The sequence below is a fragment of the Stenotrophomonas sp. S39 genome, from assembly GCF_016624665.1.
Lineage (GTDB): Bacteria > Pseudomonadota > Gammaproteobacteria > Xanthomonadales > Xanthomonadaceae > Stenotrophomonas.
In genome coordinates this window covers 1-17274 of record NZ_JACVTT010000038.1, presented here as the reverse complement: position 1 = coordinate 17274, position 17274 = coordinate 1, and the positions used below count along the sequence as shown (strand labels likewise).

At 68.7% G+C, this 17274-nt stretch carries 14 protein-coding genes; 12 read left to right on the top strand and 2 right to left on the bottom strand.

The features are described from left to right. Positions 1-96: 96 nt before the first annotated feature. Both IAE41_RS11565 and IAE41_RS11560 read right to left on the bottom strand, forming a co-directional pair. On the bottom strand, positions 97-759 hold the full coding sequence (locus IAE41_RS11565) for a hypothetical protein (protein ID WP_200733221.1): 663 nt from the start codon (positions 757-759) through the stop codon (positions 97-99). A 179-nt stretch (positions 760-938) separates the two neighbouring features. Next, positions 939-3359 carry a penicillin-binding protein 1A gene (locus IAE41_RS11560; RefSeq protein ID WP_200733220.1) on the bottom strand — a complete coding sequence of 807 codons (2421 nt, stop codon included), beginning with the start codon at positions 3357-3359 and terminating at the stop codon, positions 939-941. A 219-nt stretch (positions 3360-3578) separates the two neighbouring features. On the opposite strand from IAE41_RS11560, the gene IAE41_RS11555 reads away from it, so the two are divergent. From IAE41_RS11555 to IAE41_RS11500, 12 genes are all read left to right on the top strand, one after another. Beyond that, positions 3579-4637 (top strand): pilus assembly protein PilM, encoded by a 1059-nt coding sequence (locus IAE41_RS11555; RefSeq protein ID WP_079223036.1) that lies wholly within the window; start codon positions 3579-3581, stop codon positions 4635-4637. Beyond that, the gene (locus IAE41_RS11550; RefSeq protein WP_108747283.1) at positions 4637-5518 is read left to right on the top strand and encodes a PilN domain-containing protein; all 882 of its coding nucleotides are present in this window, start codon (positions 4637-4639) and stop codon (positions 5516-5518) included. Before IAE41_RS11555 ends, IAE41_RS11550 begins: the two co-directional genes overlap by 1 nt. After that, on the top strand, positions 5515-6171 hold the full coding sequence (pilO, locus tag IAE41_RS11545; RefSeq protein ID WP_200733219.1) for a type 4a pilus biogenesis protein PilO: 657 nt from the start codon (positions 5515-5517) through the stop codon (positions 6169-6171). Before IAE41_RS11550 ends, pilO begins: the two co-directional genes overlap by 4 nt. Positions 6172-6197: 26 nt before the next feature. Further along, positions 6198-6704: a pilus assembly protein PilP gene (locus IAE41_RS11540; RefSeq protein ID WP_079225360.1), complete on the top strand. Its 507-nt coding sequence runs from the start codon at positions 6198-6200 to the stop codon at positions 6702-6704. Between the two features lie 21 nt (positions 6705-6725). Then, a complete protein-coding gene (locus tag IAE41_RS11535; protein ID WP_200733218.1) occupies positions 6726-8696 on the top strand; it encodes a type IV pilus secretin PilQ family protein in 1971 nt (656 codons plus the stop codon). A gap of 166 nt (positions 8697-8862) precedes the next feature. Beyond that, complete coding sequence (locus tag IAE41_RS11530; RefSeq protein ID WP_200733217.1) at positions 8863-9912, top strand: MoxR family ATPase; 1050 nt, start codon at positions 8863-8865, stop codon at positions 9910-9912. A gap of 8 nt (positions 9913-9920) precedes the next feature. Beyond that, positions 9921-10850 carry a DUF58 domain-containing protein gene (locus tag IAE41_RS11525; protein WP_200733216.1) on the top strand — a complete coding sequence of 310 codons (930 nt, stop codon included), beginning with the start codon at positions 9921-9923 and terminating at the stop codon, positions 10848-10850. Further along, a complete protein-coding gene (locus IAE41_RS11520) occupies positions 10847-11296 on the top strand; it encodes a DUF4381 family protein (RefSeq protein WP_200733215.1) in 450 nt (149 codons plus the stop codon). Before IAE41_RS11525 ends, IAE41_RS11520 begins: the two co-directional genes overlap by 4 nt. Beyond that, positions 11293-12297 carry a VWA domain-containing protein gene (locus IAE41_RS11515; RefSeq protein WP_108747278.1) on the top strand — a complete coding sequence of 335 codons (1005 nt, stop codon included), beginning with the start codon at positions 11293-11295 and terminating at the stop codon, positions 12295-12297. Before IAE41_RS11520 ends, IAE41_RS11515 begins: the two co-directional genes overlap by 4 nt. Further along, entirely contained in the window at positions 12294-14105 is a 1812-nt protein-coding gene (locus tag IAE41_RS11510) for a VWA domain-containing protein (protein ID WP_200733214.1), read from the top strand. Before IAE41_RS11515 ends, IAE41_RS11510 begins: the two co-directional genes overlap by 4 nt. Before the next feature lie 44 nt (positions 14106-14149). Further along, a complete protein-coding gene (locus IAE41_RS11505) occupies positions 14150-15796 on the top strand; it encodes a BatD family protein (protein ID WP_234458441.1) in 1647 nt (548 codons plus the stop codon). 57 nt (positions 15797-15853) lie between these two features. Beyond that, entirely contained in the window at positions 15854-17188 is a 1335-nt protein-coding gene (locus tag IAE41_RS11500; protein WP_200733212.1) for a dicarboxylate/amino acid:cation symporter, read from the top strand. The last annotated feature ends 86 nt before the right edge of the window (positions 17189-17274 follow it).

The window sequence follows — 17274 nt, the reverse complement described above, 5'->3', positions numbered from 1 at the left end:
TGCCGATTCCGCTGTTGATCCTGTACGCGATCTTCTTCTGATAGTGCGCGTTCGAATGATCTGGACATCAGGCCGCCGAAGGGCGGCCTGATGTGTTTACCGCTGCTGCTGGGCGCCCCCGCCGATGTAGGCGGTGATCTCTGCTTCGGCCAGCAGCTGCCGCAACTGGGCGATGGAGGCGCGTCGCATCGGCTTCTCATCCACCGGTGACAGCGGTGCCTGGCGCAGTGCGTCGTAGGGCAGTACGGCCAGGTCGAAGGTCAGCTCCTCTGCACTGAACACCCACACCGGTACGTCCAGGCTGCGTTCGCGGTCCAGGCGCAGCCGCCGCACGCGCGATTCGGCGGGGATGCCGTGCTCGTCCAGGAAGCGGTGCACGGCTTCCGGATCATCGCTGTGCAGGTGCAGCTGCACGGGGCTGTTGGCATCGGCGGTGCCGTCCAGCACCGGCCCGACCAGGCGCGGGGCGAACCCATGCAGGAATTCCAGGGCACGCACGGCAGCCTCGCGGCGGCGCTGCAGGTCGTTGCCGTGCTCTGGTCCGGAAAACAGGCGCTGGTACTCGCGCAGGGCGTCTTCGATCTCGACGTTGCGGGGCAGGGAGGCATCGTCGTGGATGCCGAGCCGGCTGGCGGCCTTCAACTTGGCCTGGTGGTAGTCGCGGATGCCGCTTTCGGCCATGAGGCGGGCGGCTTCGTGGGCGAGGCGGTGGCGCCGTTCGCGGGTCTGGCTGGCAGCATGCTGACGTGCCCGATGCATGCAAAGACTCCTGATGCGACCTGGGTGCAGGGTAGCGCAGGGATGTGACACCTGCGTGGGGGTGGGCATGTTCTTGTAGAGCCGAGCCCATGCTCGGCGGATGCCATCGTGCCAACCAACGGTTGGCACCTACCAGATCCATCGTGCCAACCAACGGTTGGCACCCACCACTGCCTGCCTCAGAAGATGTCGAACGCTGCCGCGTCAGCCTGCGGGGTGTTCTGCAGGTTGAGGTCGTAGTCGGTCAGGCGGTCCATGTCTTCCACCTTCACCCACTCCACGGCGCCATTGAGCGTGGCCTGGACCATGCCGGCCGGCGGTTCGTTCTCGGCCAGCGGCACGTCCTTCAGGGCGACGCGCATGTAGTCGATCCAGATCGGCAGGGCGGCCTTGCCACCGTATTCGCGGTAACCCAGCGAGCGGAAGTCGTCGCGGCCCACCCACACGGTGGTGACGTACGGGCCGCCGAAGCCGGAGAACCAAGCATCGCGATGGTCGTTGGTCGAACCGGTCTTGCCACCCAGGTCGGCGCGGCCGAGCACCTTGGCGGCGGTACCGGTACCGCGCTGGACCACGTCGCGCATCATCGACACCAGCTGGTAGGCGGTGCGGGCGTCGATCGCGCGCGGGGCGGTGCGGGCGTCCGGGTTGGCCGGCGCGGCCGGGTCCTCGGTGGCCGGCTTGGCCGCGGCGGTGGCATCGGGCTTGGGTGCCGGGGCACCGAAGTTGAAGCCATCCACCACCTGGTTCACCGGCTGGTCGCTGGTGCCGGCGCACTCGCGGCAGGCCAGGGCCGGGTTCTCCTTGAACACCAGGGTGCCGTCGCGGTCGCTGACCTGGTCGATCAGCCAGGTGTCCACGCGCGAGCCGCCGTTGGCGAACACGGCGTAGCCGCGGGCCACCGACAGAGGCGTCAGCGAAGCGGTACCCAGCGACATCGACAGGTTCGGCGGCAGCTCCGATTCGGCAAAGCCAAACTCGCTGATGTACTTGCGCGCGTAGTCCACGCCCATGCCATCGAGCAGGCGCACCGAGACCAGGTTGCGCGACTGCACCAGGGCCTCGCGCAGGCGCATCGGGCCACGGAAGCCGCCGCCGTCGTTCTGCGGGGCCCAGGTCTTGCCGCGGCGGTCGCGGAACACGACCGGGGCGTCGAGCACGATCGAGGCCGGGTTGTAGCCCTTGTCGAAGGCGGCCGCATAGACGAACGGCTTGAAGCTCGAGCCCGGCTGGCGGCGTGCCTGGGTGGCACGGTTGAACTTGTTGCCGGAGAAGCTGAAGCCGCCGACCAGGGCCTTCAGGGCGCCACTGTGGGCATCCAGAGAGACCAGGGCGGACTGGCCGCGCGGGATCTGGTCCAGCAGCCATTCGCCTTCCTTGGCCCCGGCACGCACGCGCACGATGTCGCCGCGCTGCACCAGCTTGCCCGGGGTCTTGTTGGTCCACTTGGCGGCGGCGGCCGGCAGCACGACCTCGCTGCGGTTGGCCATGACCACCGTGGCACTGCCGTCGGCGCCGGTGCTGGCGACGATGGCCGGCAGCAGGCCGGCCTGGCCGGGGATGCCGCGCAGGTGCTCGGCCAGGGCGGCAGCGTCATCCGCGGCGCCCAGCTGCACCTGCTTTTCCACGCCGTGCCAGCCGTGGCGGTGGTCATACAGCAGCAGGCCGTCACGCACGGCCACGTTGGCCGATTCCTGCAGGGTGGAATCGATCGTCGTGGTGACGTGATAGCCCTTGTTGACCACATCGCCGCCGAAGCGGGCGATCATTTCCTGGCGCACCAGCTCGGCCACGTAGGGGGCATACACCTGCACCGGCGGCTCATGCGGGGTGGCATGCATCGGCACCGCCTTGGCGGCATCCGCTTCGGCCTGGCTGACGAACTTCAGGTCCGCCATGCGCTGCAGCACGTAGTTGTCGCGGCGCTGGCGGGCACGCTCCGGGTTGGAGATCGGGTTGCCCGAGGAAGGGAACTTGGGGATGCCGGCCAGCGAGGCCATCTCGTCCAGGTCCAGCTCGTTCAGCTTCTTCCCGTAGTAGAACTCGGCGGCCGCGGCCACGCCGTAGGCACGGTTGCCGAAGAAGCTCTTGTTCAGGTACAGCTCGAAGATCTCGTCCTTGCTCAGCTCCGACTCGATCTTGCGGGCCAGCAGGATCTCGGCCAGCTTGCGGGTGTAGCTGTATTCGGAACTCAGGAAGAACTGGCGGGCGACCTGCTGGGTGATGGTCGACCCACCCGGCACGCGGCGGTCGCTGGTGGTGGCCAGCAGCCAGACCGCGCGGGCGATGCCCTTGTAGTCCACGCCGCCGTGCTCATAGAAGCGGGCGTCCTCGGTGGCCAGGAAAGCCCTCTTCAGGTTCTCCGGCACGTCCTTCATGGTGATGGGGGTGCGCCGGGTTTCACCGAAGACGGCCATCAGCTTGCCGTCGGCAGCATAGACGTACATCGGCTCCTGCATCTCCACGTCGCGCAGGGTCTGCACGTCGGGAAGCTTGGACGATACGGCGTAGTACAGGCCGCCCACGGCGGCAGCACCGACCAGCGCCAGGACCAGGACAACAAAAAAGATCCAGCGCAGCCAGCGGCGGAGACGAGTCATCGGTGTCAGATTCCGATTGCGAATTTCGTGGTCGCAGAGTATAGATTACGCAAGGTGGCGGCTGGGGCCGGCACCGGGGAACGCAAGGGGAACTGCCAGGGGCTGCGTGTTCATCCTGTGAGGGATTTCACAGCAGGGCGGTTGCCATTCGCTAAAAATACGTTATTAATGCGCGGACGCAGATCCTGTGTCCAAGTGCCCGTCGGCAGGGGAGAAACCGTGGGGCTCATCCCAAAAAGTCAGTCGCCGCTCATTGGCGTCGACATCAGTTCGACTGCGGTAAAGCTGTTGCAGCTTTCCCGCAGTGGCAATCGTTTTCGCGTGGAACACTACGCCGTGGAACCGTTGCCGCCGAATGCTGTGGTTGAAAAGAACATCGTCGAAGTGGAGGCCGTGGGTGAGGCCATCCGCCGGGCGATGAACCGTTCCGGAAGCAAGGCCAAGCTGGCCGCTGCCGCCGTGGCCGGTTCGGCGGTGATCACCAAGGTGATCCCGATGCCGGCCGACCTCGACGAAGCCGACATGGAAGCCCAGATCGAGCTGGAAGCGGTCAACTACATTCCGTACCCGATCGAGGAAGTGAACCTGGACTTCGAGGTGATCGGGGCGATCCCGAACAACCCGGAAATGGTCCAGGTGCTGCTGGCTGCCTCGCGCTCGGAGAACGTCGAGCTGCGCCAGTCGGCGCTGGAGCTGGGCGGCCTGCAGGCCAAGGTGATGGACGTGGAGGCCTTCGCGGTCGAGAACGCCTTCGCCCTGGTGGCCAGCGAGCTGCCGGTGTCCCACGACGGCGTGGTCGCCCTGGTCGACATCGGCGCGACCATGACCACCCTCAACGTCCTGCGCGGTGGCCGCAGCCTGTACAGCCGCGAACAGGTGTTCGGCGGCAAGCAGCTGACCGACGAGATCATGCGCCGCTACGGCCTGAGCTACGAGGAAGCCGGCCTGGCCAAGCGCCAGGGCGGGCTGCCGGAAAGCTACGAAGTGGAAGTGCTGGAACCCTTCAAGGAGGCGACGGTCCAGCAGATCAGCCGCCTGCTGCAGTTCTTCTACGCGGGCAGTGAATTCAACCGTGTCGACCACATCGTGCTGGCGGGCGGTTGCGCCGCGCTGGCCGGCCTGCCGGAAATGGTCGAGGAACAGCTGGGCGTACCGACCGTGGTCGCCAACCCGCTGGCACAGATGACCCTGGGCCCGAAGGTGCAGGCGCAGGCGCTTGCCCAGGATGCCCCCGCGCTGATGATCGCTACCGGTCTGGCACTGAGGAGCTTCGACTGATGGCACGCATCAATCTATTGCCCTGGCGCGCCGAACGGCGCAAGCAACGCCAGCGCGAGTTCGGCGTCATGCTTGGCATGGCCGCGCTCGGCGGCCTGCTGCTGTCCCTGCTGATCTGGTTCTATTACGACATGCAGGTCAGCGGCCAGCAGGATCGCAACGCCTACCTGCAGACCGAGATCGAGAAGGTCAAGAAGCAGAACGAGGAGATCAAGCGCCTCGACGAGCAGAAGAACCGCCTGCTGGCCCGCAAGGCCGTCATCGAGCAGCTGCAGGCCAAGCGTTCGCAGATGGTCCATCTGTTCGACGCCCTGGTCCGCACGATTCCCGATGGCGTCGTGCTCACCGCCCTGACCCAGGACGGTGACATGCTCACCCTGGAAGGCCGGACCCAGTCCAATGCACGCGTTTCGGCGTACATGCGCAACCTGGAAGTGTCCGGCTGGATGACCAGCCCGGAACTGTCGATCATCGAAGCCAGCGCGCCGGACAAGGAGTCGAGCCAGGGCAACCTGCTGGCTGACGTCAAGGCCCTGCCGTACAAGTTCAAGGTGACGGTGAAACTGCCGGCGCAGAGCGATGAGTCGACCACGCCAGGCCTGAACGCCGATGGTTCGGTCGCGGCACCGGGTGCTGCGGCTCCGGCCGTCGCGCCGCTGGCGGCTGGCGCCGATGCCGCTTCGGCGGCCCCGGCACCTGCCCAGCCCGGCGCAGCCCCGACGCCGCCGCCGGCACCGGCTGCCCCCGCGAAGGCACCGGCTGCCCAGCCCGCTCCGGCGGCACCGGCAGCCACCCCGGCGGCCCCGCCCAAGCCTGAAGGGAGCCGCCTGGCCCAACCGCCGCAGGCCTTCCATGCCCCGCTGCAGGGGGACCGCGCATGAGCAAGAAATTCGACGTCAAGAGCCTGGATTTCAACGACATCGGCAACTGGCCGCGGAACGCGAAGATCGTGTTCTGCGCGCTGATCGCCCTGGTCATCATGTTCGTCGCGTACATGCTGCTGATCAGCGGCAAGCGCGAGGAGCTGGAGGGCCTGGAATCACAGGAAACCACCCTGCGTGACCAGTTCAGCAAGGAACAGGCGCGCGCGGTGAACCTGGAACCGCTCAAGCAGCAGCTGGCGCAGATGGAGCAGGTCCTGCAGCAGATGCTCCGGCAGCTGCCCAGCAAGACCGAAATGCCGGACCTGATCATCGACATCTCGCAGACCGCGCTGTCCAGCGGCCTGACCAACCAGTTGTTCGAGCCGGAACAGGAACAGATCAAGGAGTTCTACGCCGAGAAGCCGATCAAACTGAAGATGGTGGGCAGCTACCACCAGTTCGGCGCGTTCGTCAGTGGCGTGGCCTCGTTGCCGCGCGTGGTCATCCTGACCATGCACGACATCAACCTGAAGCCTGTCGACAAGGCCAACGGCAACAGCCGTGCCGGTGCGCTGGAGCTGTCCGGTACGGTCAAGACCTACCGTTACCTGGATGATGCCGAGGTCGCCGAACAGCAGCAGCTTGAAGCCGGCAAGGAGGCGCAGCCGTGATCCGTTCCTTCATTGCACGAGGCGGCATGGCCCTGGCGGTGTTGATGCTGGCCGGCTGTGGCCGCGGCGTCACCAGCACGCCGGGCGACGCGCCCAACCTTGAAACCTGGGTCGCCAGCGAACGTGCACGACCGGCGCAGCCGCTGGAGCCGCTGCCGGTGATGCAGCAGTTCGAGACCTTCGAATACTCCGCGCAGGGCATGCGCGATCCGTTCACCGATGCCTGGACCAATCCGCAGCAGGGGGCTGGTGGAACCCGTCCGGATCCGAACCGGCGCAAGGAGCCGCTTGAAGGCTTCCCGCTGGATGCGCTGGACATGGTGGGCACCATCGGTACCGGAGGCGGCACGGTCGCCCTGGTGATGGGGCCCGACAAGGTGACCTACCGGGTGCGCCCGGGTGGTTACCTTGGGCAGAGCGACGGGCGGGTCACCGCGGTCTACGAAGACCGCGTGGAACTGATCGAACTTGTGCCGGACGGCGCGGGGGGCTGGCTGGAACGTCCGGCCACGCTCGCGCTCGATGATCAATGATCGTTTACTGGGGATAGCACGATGACTTTTCACCAAGCCAAGGGGCTGCGACCCATCCGGCGCTCTACCTTGAACCGCATCAGCGCGCTGGGAGTCGCGCTGATGCTGGCCTGCGCTCCGGCACTGGCTGCCGCACCGGCTGAGAAGCCGGCCAGCACCACCGTTGCAGCGCAGTCCACCGCGCCGGCATCGCTGGCGGTGCAGCGGATCGATTTCAAACGCGGCGAAGACGGCAGCGGCCGCCTGATCGTCGAGTTCGACGGCCAGGGCGCCATCCCTGACCTGCGCACGCAGGACAACAGCGTGGTGGTCGACGTCGGCAATGCCCGGCTGCCGGCCAACCTGCAGAAGCCGATGAACGTCACCGACTTCGCCACGCCGGTGCAGCGCATCGACGCCAAGCCGTCCGGCGCAGGCACCCAGCTGGTGCTGAGCACCGGCGGCGCGGTTGAATCGCTGGCCTACCAGAGCGGCAACGAGTACGTGGTGGAGATCAGTGCCCGCAAGGCACCGGCCGCCGTCGGTGCCGTCACCGCAGGCAGCGTCACCCAGGCCGCCAAGGGCGTGCCGCAGCGTGGCTACAGCGGCAAGCCGGTGACCTTCAACTTCCAGGACGTGCCGGTGCGCACCGTGCTGCAGTTGATCGCCGAAGAATCCAACCTGAATGTCGTGGCGTCCGATTCGGTGCAGGGCAATGTGACCCTGCGCCTGGTCAACGTGCCGTGGGACCAGGCACTGGACATCGTGCTGCGCGCCAAGGGCATGGACAAGCGCCAGGATGGCAGCGTGATCTGGGTCGCGCCGCAGGCTGAGCTGGCCAAGTTCGAGCAGGAAAAGGAAGACGCACGCATCGCCATCGAGAACCGCGAGGATCTGGTGACCGATTACGTGCAGATCAACTACCACAGCGCCTCGCAGATCTTCAAAGCGCTGACCGAAGCCAAGGGCATCGGTGGCGGTGGTGGCGGTGGCAACGGTGGCAGCAGCTCCAGCAATGAAGAGAGTGGCTTCCTGTCCTCGCGCGGCCGCATCGTGGCCGACGAGCGCACCAACACCCTGATGATCAGCGACATCCCGAAGAAGATCGCGCGCATGCGCGAGCTGATCGACGTGATCGACCGCCCGGTCGACCAGGTGCTGATCGAGAGCCGCATCGTCATCGCCACCGATACCTTCGCCCGCGAGCTGGGTGCGAAGTTCGGCATCAGCGGCAGCCGCGACAATGTGTTCTTCGGCGGCAACGTGGCCCAGAACCACAGCACGCTCAACTCGCAGGTGGACACCAACGCAGCCAACGCCAATGCCGTGCGTGACTGGATCATTGGCGGCAGCGTCGGCCCCGCCCCGGTTCCGACTGCCTCGAAGATTGGCGACGGCCTCAACTGGAACCTGCCGGTGGCCTCCACCAGCAACCCGGGCTCGCTGGCACTGTCGATCCTCAACGCGGGCTACCTGCTGGACGTCGAACTGTCGGCCATGCAGGAAGAGTCGCGCGGTGAAGTGATCTCCAACCCGCGCGTGGTGACCACCAACCAGCGCGAGGCCCTGATCAAGCAGGGTAAGGAAATCGGCTACGTGACCATCAGCGGCGGCGGTGCCGCCGGCGGTGCCGCCACCCCGAACGTCCAGTTCAAGGAAGTGGTGCTGCAGCTGAAGGTCACCCCGACCATCACCGACGACAACCGTGTGTTCCTGAACATGGAGGTCAAGAAGGACGAAGTGCAGCGTTACATCACCCTGGCCGGTTACGGTGAAATCCCGGAAATCAACCGCCGCGAAGTCAACACCGCCGTGCTGGTGGAAGACGGCCAGACCGTGGTGATTGGTGGCGTGTACGAGTTCACCGACCGCAGCAGCGTCAGCAAGGTGCCGTTCCTGGGCGACGTGCCGTTCCTGGGCAACCTGTTCAAGAAGCGTGGCCGCAACAAGGACAAGGCCGAACTGCTGGTGTTCGTGACCCCGAAGGTGCTGCGCGTGGCCAAGAAGGGCTGAGCCAGCCATCACACGCTGTTCGAAACGGGGCCGCCATGTGCGGCCCCGGTTCGTTGTGGCGCCATGCCCTGCATGGATGGCCATTCATCCGTCCTTGATCCAATCCCGGGACCGGCCTGCGATGATGTGGGGAACCCGTGCCACCCCGCGCCGGTCAAAGGCCCCCATGAACCTGCCACCGCCGATGCCCGATTCGTCGAACGCGCCGCCCGACGCGACAACCACCGCGCCGCCCGCGCCGACCCCCTCGCAGCTGCATGCGGCCTTCATCGGCCTGCGTGACGCCTTGTCGGCCGAGATCGTCGGCCAGGCCGCGCTGGTCGAGCGCCTGCTGATCGCTCTGCTGGCCGATGGCCACCTGCTGGTCGAAGGCGCCCCCGGCCTGGCCAAGACCACCGCCATCCGCGCGCTGGCCTCGCGCCTGGAAGCTGATTTCGCCCGTGTCCAGTTCACCCCGGACCTGCTGCCGGCCGACCTGACCGGTACCGAGATCTGGCGTCCGCAGGAAGGCCGCTTCGAATTCGTGCCGGGCCCGATCTTCCATCCGATCCTGCTGGCCGATGAAATCAACCGCGCCCCGGCCAAGGTGCAGTCGGCCCTGCTGGAAGCGATGGGCGAGCGCCAGGTCACTGTCGGAAGGCATACCTATGCGCTGCCGTCGCTGTTCCTGGTGATGGCCACGCAGAACCCGATCGAGCAGGAGGGCACGTTCCCGCTGCCCGAGGCGCAGCTGGACCGCTTCCTGATGCATGTGCGGATCGGCTATCCCGACCAGGCCGCTGAATCGGAGATCCTGCGCCTGGCCCGCGAGCGTGCACGTGGCGCCCTCGGCGACGCGGCGCCCGCACCGGAAAAGCTGCCGATGCAGGTGGTCTTCGACGCCCGTCGCGAAGTGCTGGACCTGCACATGGCGCCAGCGCTGGAGCGTTACCTGATCGAGCTGGTGCTGGCCTCGCGCGATCCGTCGCGCTATGACGTCGGCCTCGGCCGCCGCATCGCCTGGGGCGCAAGCCCGCGTGGCTCGATCGCGCTGGAGCGCTGTGCGCGTGCGCGGGCCTGGCTGGCCGGTCGTGACTTCGTCACCCCCGATGACGTGCGTGCCGTGGCCGCCGATGTGCTGCGCCACCGCGTGCTGCCCAGCTACGAAGCCACTGCCGAAGGCTGGGATGGCGAGCGCCTGGTGCAGGAACTGCTGGCCCGCGTGCCGGCACCCTGAGCCTGCGCATGTCCGATCCATCCGCGCCACAGAGCGCCCGCGTGGTCGAAGGCGATGGCCTGCGCCCGCAGCTGGCCGAACTGGTGGCCCTGCGCCGCCTGGCACAGCGACCGCCACCGCCACGCCGTGGGCGTGCCGGCAATGCCGGCCAGGCGCCCTCACCGTTGCGTGGGCGCGGCATGGAGTACGCCGAATCACGCGAATACGTCGCCGGCGATGACGCGCGGCACATCGACTGGCGGGTGACCGCACGTACCGGTCGCGCCCACACCAAGCTGTTCCAGGCCGAGCGCGAGCGGGTCAGCCTGATCGTGGCCGACACCTCGCCCGCGCTGTACTTCGGCACGCGCGTTCGTTTCAAATCGGTGCAGGCTGCACGCGCCGGTGCCGTGGCCGCATGGTCGGCACAGCGTCGTGGCGACCGTATCGGCGCCCTGCGCGGCAGCGACCGTGAACCACCGATTGCTCCAGCCGGCGGGCCGCGTGGCGTGCTGCGCGTGCTCGACGCACTGACCCGCTGGTACGCGCAACCGCCCGCCGATGACCTCGGCCTGGAGCGTGCGCTGGACCACGCCGGCCGCGTGCTGCGCCCCGGCGCGCGCATGCTGGTGCTGGCCGATCCCCAGCAGGCCCTGCGCATCGCGCCGGCGCGCTGGAGTGCCCTGGCCCAGCACCATGACCTGACCCTGTTGCTGCTGGTCGACCCGCTGGAACTGCAGCCGCCGTCGGCACCGCTGCAGTTCCTGGCAGCACAGCAGCGCATCGGCCTGGACCTGCGCCGCAGCGAGGTGCAGGACCACTGGCACGCCCACTTCGTCGAACCGCTGCAGGCGTTGCGCCAGCAGCTGGCCGCTCGCCGGGTCGATGTGCAGGTCCTTTCCACCGACGCCCCCAGCGATGCCTGGCTGGCACCTGCGCCCACCGAGGTGCCGGCATGAGTGCGGCGCTGCCGCTGCGCGATGTCGCGCTGCCGCCGCCACCGTCGTGGTGGCCGCCCGCACCGGGCTGGCTGATGCTGGCCGCCGTCCTGCTGCTGGTGCTGGGCGTTCTTGTGTTCATCAGCCAGCGCCGTCGCCGCCGTCGCCAGCGCTGGCTGCAGCAGTTCGACCGGGAGCTGCAGGCCGCGCCCGCCGCAGCGGCCGAGCTGGCCGCCATCGCCGGGCTGCTGCGCCGTGCCGCGCGGCTGGCCCAGCCCGGCAGCGAAGCCCTGCATGACCAGGCCTGGTGGCAGCGGATTGATCCGAAGGAGCAGTTGTCCGAGCCGCAGCGTCGCCTGCTGGCCGAAGGCGCCTACCGGCCGCAGGTCGCAGCAGGCGACGTGGCCGAGGTCCGTCGCTGGGCGCGCGAGCGATACCTGCAATTGCTGCAGGAGCGCCGCCGATGAGCCTGCTGGCAAGTTACTGGCCCTGGCCGGACCTGCAGCTGGCCTGGCCGCTGGCGCTCTTCGCGCTGCCGGTGCCGCTGCTGATGCACCTGTGGAAACGCCGTGCCGACCCCGGTGCAGCCCTGCGCGTGCCCTATGCCGCAGCCGAGCTGCAGGCATTGTCCGGGGGCGGGCGCATTGATGCGTCCTGGCTGCGCACGCTCATCCTGTGGTTGGCGTGGGCCGCCTTGTGTGTGGCGATGGCGCGGCCGCAGCAGCTGGGGGAGGCCATCACGCCGCCGCAGCAGGGCCGGCAGATGATGCTGGCGATGGATGTGTCCGGCAGCATGAGCGAGCCGGACATGGTGCTCGGCTCGCAGGCAGTGGAACGCCTGACCGCGGCCAAGGCGGTGCTGGCCGACTTCCTCGACCGGCGTGCCGGTGATCGTGTCGGCCTGCTGGTGTTCGGTGACCGCGCGTACACCCTCACCCCGATCACCCCCGACCTGGCCAGCGTGCGTGACCAGCTGCGCGACAGCGTGGTCGGCCTGGCCGGGCGCGAAACGGCCATCGGCGATGCGATCGCGCTGGCGGTCAAGCGCCTGCGCAGCCAACCCGAAGGACAGCGCGTGCTGATCCTGCTGACCGACGGCGTCAGCAATGCCGGTGTGCTGGAGCCGCTGCGCGCGGCCGAACTGGCCCGTGCCGAAGGCGTGCGCGTGCACACCGTCGCCTTTGGCAGCGATGGCAGCATGCGCCTGTTCGGCATCCCCATCGCCAGTGATCGTGATCCAGTGGATGAAGCCACCCTGCGCAGGATTGCCGAGATGACCGGGGGCCGATTCTTCCGCGCCCGCGACACCGACGAGCTGGCTGGCATCTACGCCGAGCTGGACCGGCTGGAACCCATCGCCGCCAAGGGCCCGAGCCTGCGCCCGCGCAGCGAACGCTATGCCTGGCCGCTGGCGCTGGCCCTGCTGCTGGGCGCGCTGGCCTGGCTCTGGCCGGAGCGACGCCGATGATCGCGACATTCCTGCAGAAGCTCCACGCCGTCCTCCCCGATGCGGGCGCACTGCATTTCCTGCGGCCGGAATGGTTGTGGGCGCTGCTGGTGCTGCCGCTGGTCATCGCCGCCACGCTGTACCGGCAACGCCGCAGCGATGCGTGGCGGCAGGCGGTCGATGCCCACCTGCTGTCGCACCTGCTGGCGGCCGGTGAGCGCCGCCGTACGCGCCTGCCGTGGGCCCTGCTGCTGGGCTGCACGCTGGCGGTGCTGGCCCTGGCCGGCCCGAGCTGGCGCCAGCAGGCGCAGCCGATGTACCAGGCCGGCACGCCGTTGGTGGTGGTGCTGGACCTGTCCAGCCGCATCACCGCAACCGACCTGCCGCCTTCGCGGCTGCTGCAGGCGCGGGCGAAGATCGGTGCGCTGCTGCGTGCGCGGCAAGGCGGCCAGGTCGCCCTGGTGGTGTATGCCGACGATGCCTACACCGTTGCACCGTTGACCGATGACACCGCCAACGTAGCGCTCTATCTGGATGCGCTGGCCCCGGATGTGATGCCGCGCGATGGCCAGCATGCCGATCGTGGCATCGACTGGGCCACCCAGCTGCTGCGCCAGACCGGCACCCTGCGCGGGCGCATCCTGCTGGTCACTGACCAGGCCGATGCTGCCGCTGCTCTTGCCGCAACACAGGCGCGCAGTCTCGGCCTGCAGGTGTCCGTGCTGGGGCTGGGCACGCCCACGGGCGCAGCCTATCGCGATGGCAGCGGGCAGATCGCGCAGGCGGCGCTGGATGAAGGCAGCCTGCGCACGGTGGCGACCGCCGGTGGGGGCCAGTACGCGCGCATTGCCGCCGATGACCGCGACCTGCGCGCGCTGGACGTGCTGGATGCCAGTGATGGCCCTGCACGGCAGGGCCCGGGGCAGGGCAGGCACTGGCAGGACGAAGGTTACTGGCTGCTGCCGCCGCTGATGCTGCTGGCCCTGCTGGCGTTCCGCCGCCGCGCGGTGCTGGCCGCGGTGCTGGCGGTGGGGCTGTTGCCGCTGTCAGGCAACCTGCAGGCGCAATCCCGCAACACACCGGCCAGGGAAGCCGGCACGCTCTGGCAGCGTGCCGACCAGCGCGAGCATGAACGCATCGCCGAAGGCGTGCAGGCCTACCGCAACGGCGATTTTGATACGGCGCGCGCGCGCTTCGAAGGCATCGACAGCGATGCCGGCCTGTACAACCTGGGCAACGCGCTGGCGCGGCAGGGCGACTACGACGGTGCCATCGCCGCCTACGACCGCGCGCTGGCCAAGCATCCCGGCATGGCCGACGCGGTGGCCAACCGTGCGGTGGTGGACGCCGCGCGCAAGCGCAAGCCGCCGTCCAGCAAGGACCAGAACAACCGCTCCAACCAGGACAAGCAACAGGGCCAGCAGCAGCCGCAGCAAGGGCAGCAACAGGGCCAGAAGGGTTCGCCGGGGCAGCAGGATCCCAGGCAGGGGCAGCAGGACCCGCAGCAGGGCCGGCAGGATCAACAGCCGCCGCAGCAGGGCAAGCCCGGTGACAAGGACCGCCAGGACGCCGGTCCGCAGGCGGCTGATGCAAAGGCGCAGGCACAGGCCGATGCGGAACAGCGCCAGCGCATGCAGCAGGCCATGCAGCAATCCAGGCCGGGCGAGCAGGGCAAGCCCGCTGGACGTGGCGACGGGCGTACACCGCAGCAGCGCGAAGAGCAGCAGGCCGTGGACGCCTGGATGCGCCGCGTGCCCGATGACCCGGGCTCGTTGCTGCGCGCCAAGTTCCAGCTGGAAAACGAACGTAGAAAGAGGGAAGGGCGATGATCGGCGTGCCGCGCAGGACACTCCACGTGACTTTGCTGCTGGCGATGCTGCTGGCCTGGCTGCCATCGGCCGCGCTGGCGCAGACGCGCGCGTGGCTGGAGACGACCAGCACGCAGCTCGGTGAACCGGTCACGCTGCAGGTGGAAACCGACCAGGGCAGCCCGGACTACGCGCCGTTGAATGCCGATTTCGTGCTCGGCGCGCAGGGCAGCAACCGCCAGGTGCAATGGAGCAACGGCAGCATGCAGCAGCGCACTGTCTACTCGGTGACGCTGACCCCGCGCCGCAGCGGCACCCTGCTGGTGCCCTCGCTGCAGGTGGGCAGCCAGCGCACCGAGCCGCTGCAGCTGCAGGTGGGCGCGGGCACGGTGGCCACCGCACAGAGCAACGCCGTCGCCTTCGTCGAAACCGAGGTGGATGATGCGCAGCCCTACGTGCAGCAGAGCGTCGGCGTGGTGGTGCGCCTCTACTTCGCCTCGCAGCTGGCCTCCGGCGAGCTGGTGCTGGATACGCCCGAGGGCGCGTCGCTGCAGCGCGTGGGCGAGGACCGCACCGATGTGCGCCAGATCAACGGCCGCCGCTACAACGTGGTGGAGCGGCGCTTCCTGCTGATTCCCGAACGCAGCGGGCCGCTGCGCCTGCCCGGTGCCCGCTTCAACGGGCGCACCGCGGGTGGCTTCTTCGATGATTTCTTCGGCGCCGGCGGCGACGGGCGCATGAATGCCGTCGCCCCCGAGCGTACCCTGCAGGTCCGCGCGCAGCCGGCGCAGGCACCGCAGCCGTGGTTGCCGCTGCATGGCCTGCAATTGCGCTACACCACGGCGCCGGACAGTGCGCGTGCCGGCGAAGCGGCCACCGTGGTGGTCGAAGCCGTGGCCAACGGCGCGACCCGCGCCCAGTTCACCGATCTGCCGGTGCCCGACGTGGGCGATGCCGGGCAGGTCTTCGCCGAGCCGGCCCAGTACGATGAGACGTTCACCGGCAGCACGCCGCGCTTGAAGATCACCCGGCGCTACTCGATCGTGCCGCGCCAGGCCGGCACGCTGGTGGTGCCCGGGCCCAGGCTGGCCTGGTGGAACGTGGACAGCGGCAGCGCCCAGCAGGCCACGCTGCCGGACCTGACGTTGGCGGTGGCCGCCGGCCGTGGTGGCGCTCCGGCCGCCCAGCCCATCGACACCCAGGCCGCGCTGCCCGGCGACGACGCGCCGCCGGCCGCACCGACTGCAGTGCCGCTGGGGGCCGCGGACGCGCGCCCGTGGCCGTGGATCGCCGCCGCCGCCGGCCTCGCCCTGCTGTGGCTGCTGACCCTGGCCTGGGGCTGGCGCCGTGGCCGCCACGTGTCTCCTGCAGGGTCGCCTACAGCAGCAGGCGCCAACCACAGTGGCGTGCCGCGCGGCAGCGTGGCCGAGCTGCGCCGTGCGCTCGACGGCGAAGGTTTCGACCAGGTGCAGGCGCAGCTGTGTGCAATGGCCGGCGTCGAGCGCCTGGAGCAGGTGATCGAACGCCTGGCTGATCCAGCGCAGCGCCAGGTGCTGCTGGACCTGCAGGCCGCGCGCTGGGGCGGGCAGGGCGAAGCCTCCGCACTGCGTGCACGCCTGCGCGAATGCTTCCGTGACGGACCGCACTGGTCGGCACCGCAGGAGGCCGCCGACACTGGGCTGGCGCCGCTGTACCCCACGCAGCGACCCTGAACCGGCGCGGCTTGCGCGCTTTGTTAGAGTAGATTCATTTTTCGAGGAACGCCGCGTATGACAGCAGCTGCTGCCGACAAGAAGAAGTTGCCCCTGCACTGGAAGATGGGCATCGGCTTTGCGATCGGCCTGGTCCTGGGACTCGCCGTGCATGCCCTGGGCGGCAGCGTCGATGGCCTGCAGGCCGGTGCCAAGTGGGTCATGGACTACATCACCACGCCGGCGTCGGGCCTGTTCCTCAACCTGATCTTCATGCTGATCGTGCCGCTGATCTTCTCGGCGCTGATCATGGGCGTGTCGGAGATGGGCGACATCCGCGCCCTCGGCCGCATCGGCTGGAAGACCCTGGCCTACACCGTGCTGCTGTCCGGCATCGCTGTGGGCATCGGCCTGGTGCTGGTCAACGTGCTCAAGCCGGGCGCCGGCGTCGACCCGCAGACCGCCGCGCTGATGCTCTCGGAGAACGCCGAGCGCAGCAAGGAAATCGTCGCCGGCATCCATGGCACGCCGAAGGGCATGGACATGCTGCTGTCGATCGTGCCGAGCAACGTGCTGCAGGCCGCTTCGGACAACGGCGCCATCCTTTCGCTGATGTTCTTCGCGCTGATGTTCGGCATCGGCATGGTGCTGACCGATGAAGCGAAGGTCGCCCCGCTGCGCCGCGCCATCGAAGGCGTGTTCGAAATCTCGATGACCCTGATCAACCTGGTCATCCGCCTGGCCCCGTATGCGGTGGCCTGCTTCATGTTCAACCTGGCCGCGCTGTTCGGCTTCGAGCTGATCATCCGCCTCGGCGCCTACGTGGGCGTGGTGGTGCTGGCGCTGGGCCTGCACATGATCGTGACCTATGGCGCGGCCGTGTGGCTGTCGGGCCGTTCGCCGCTGTCGTTCTTCCGCGATACCCAGGAAGCGACGGTCATGGCGTTCTCGACCGCCTCCAGCAACGCCACCCTGCCGACCGCGCTGCGCGTGGCCGACCAGATGGGCCTGCCGCAGCGCGTGTCGCGCTTCGTGCTGACCGTGGGCGCCACCGCCAACCAGAACGGCACCGCGCTGTTCGAGGGCGTGACGGTGATCTTCCTGGCCCAGTTCTTCGGCGTGGACCTGTCCATTGGCCAGCAGGTCATGGTGATGGCGGTCTGCATCCTGGGCGGCATCGGCACCGCGGGCGTTCCCTCCGGCTCGCTGCCGGTGGTGGCGATGATCTGCGCCATGGTGGGCGTGAACCCGCTGGGTATCGGCCTGATCCTGGGCGTGAACCACTTCCTGGACATGTGCCGTACCGCGCTGAACGTGACCGGCGACCTGGCCCTGACCACCCTGGTGGCCAAGGGCGAGGCTGCGGACACCCCGGCCGAGGCCGCTGCCGCCGCCGCCCGCCTGGACAACTGATCCCGGCAACACCTGAACGGGGGGGGGGGGGGGGGGGGGGCGGGGGGGGGGCGGGCCGGGGCGGGGGGGGGGCGCGGGCGGGGGGG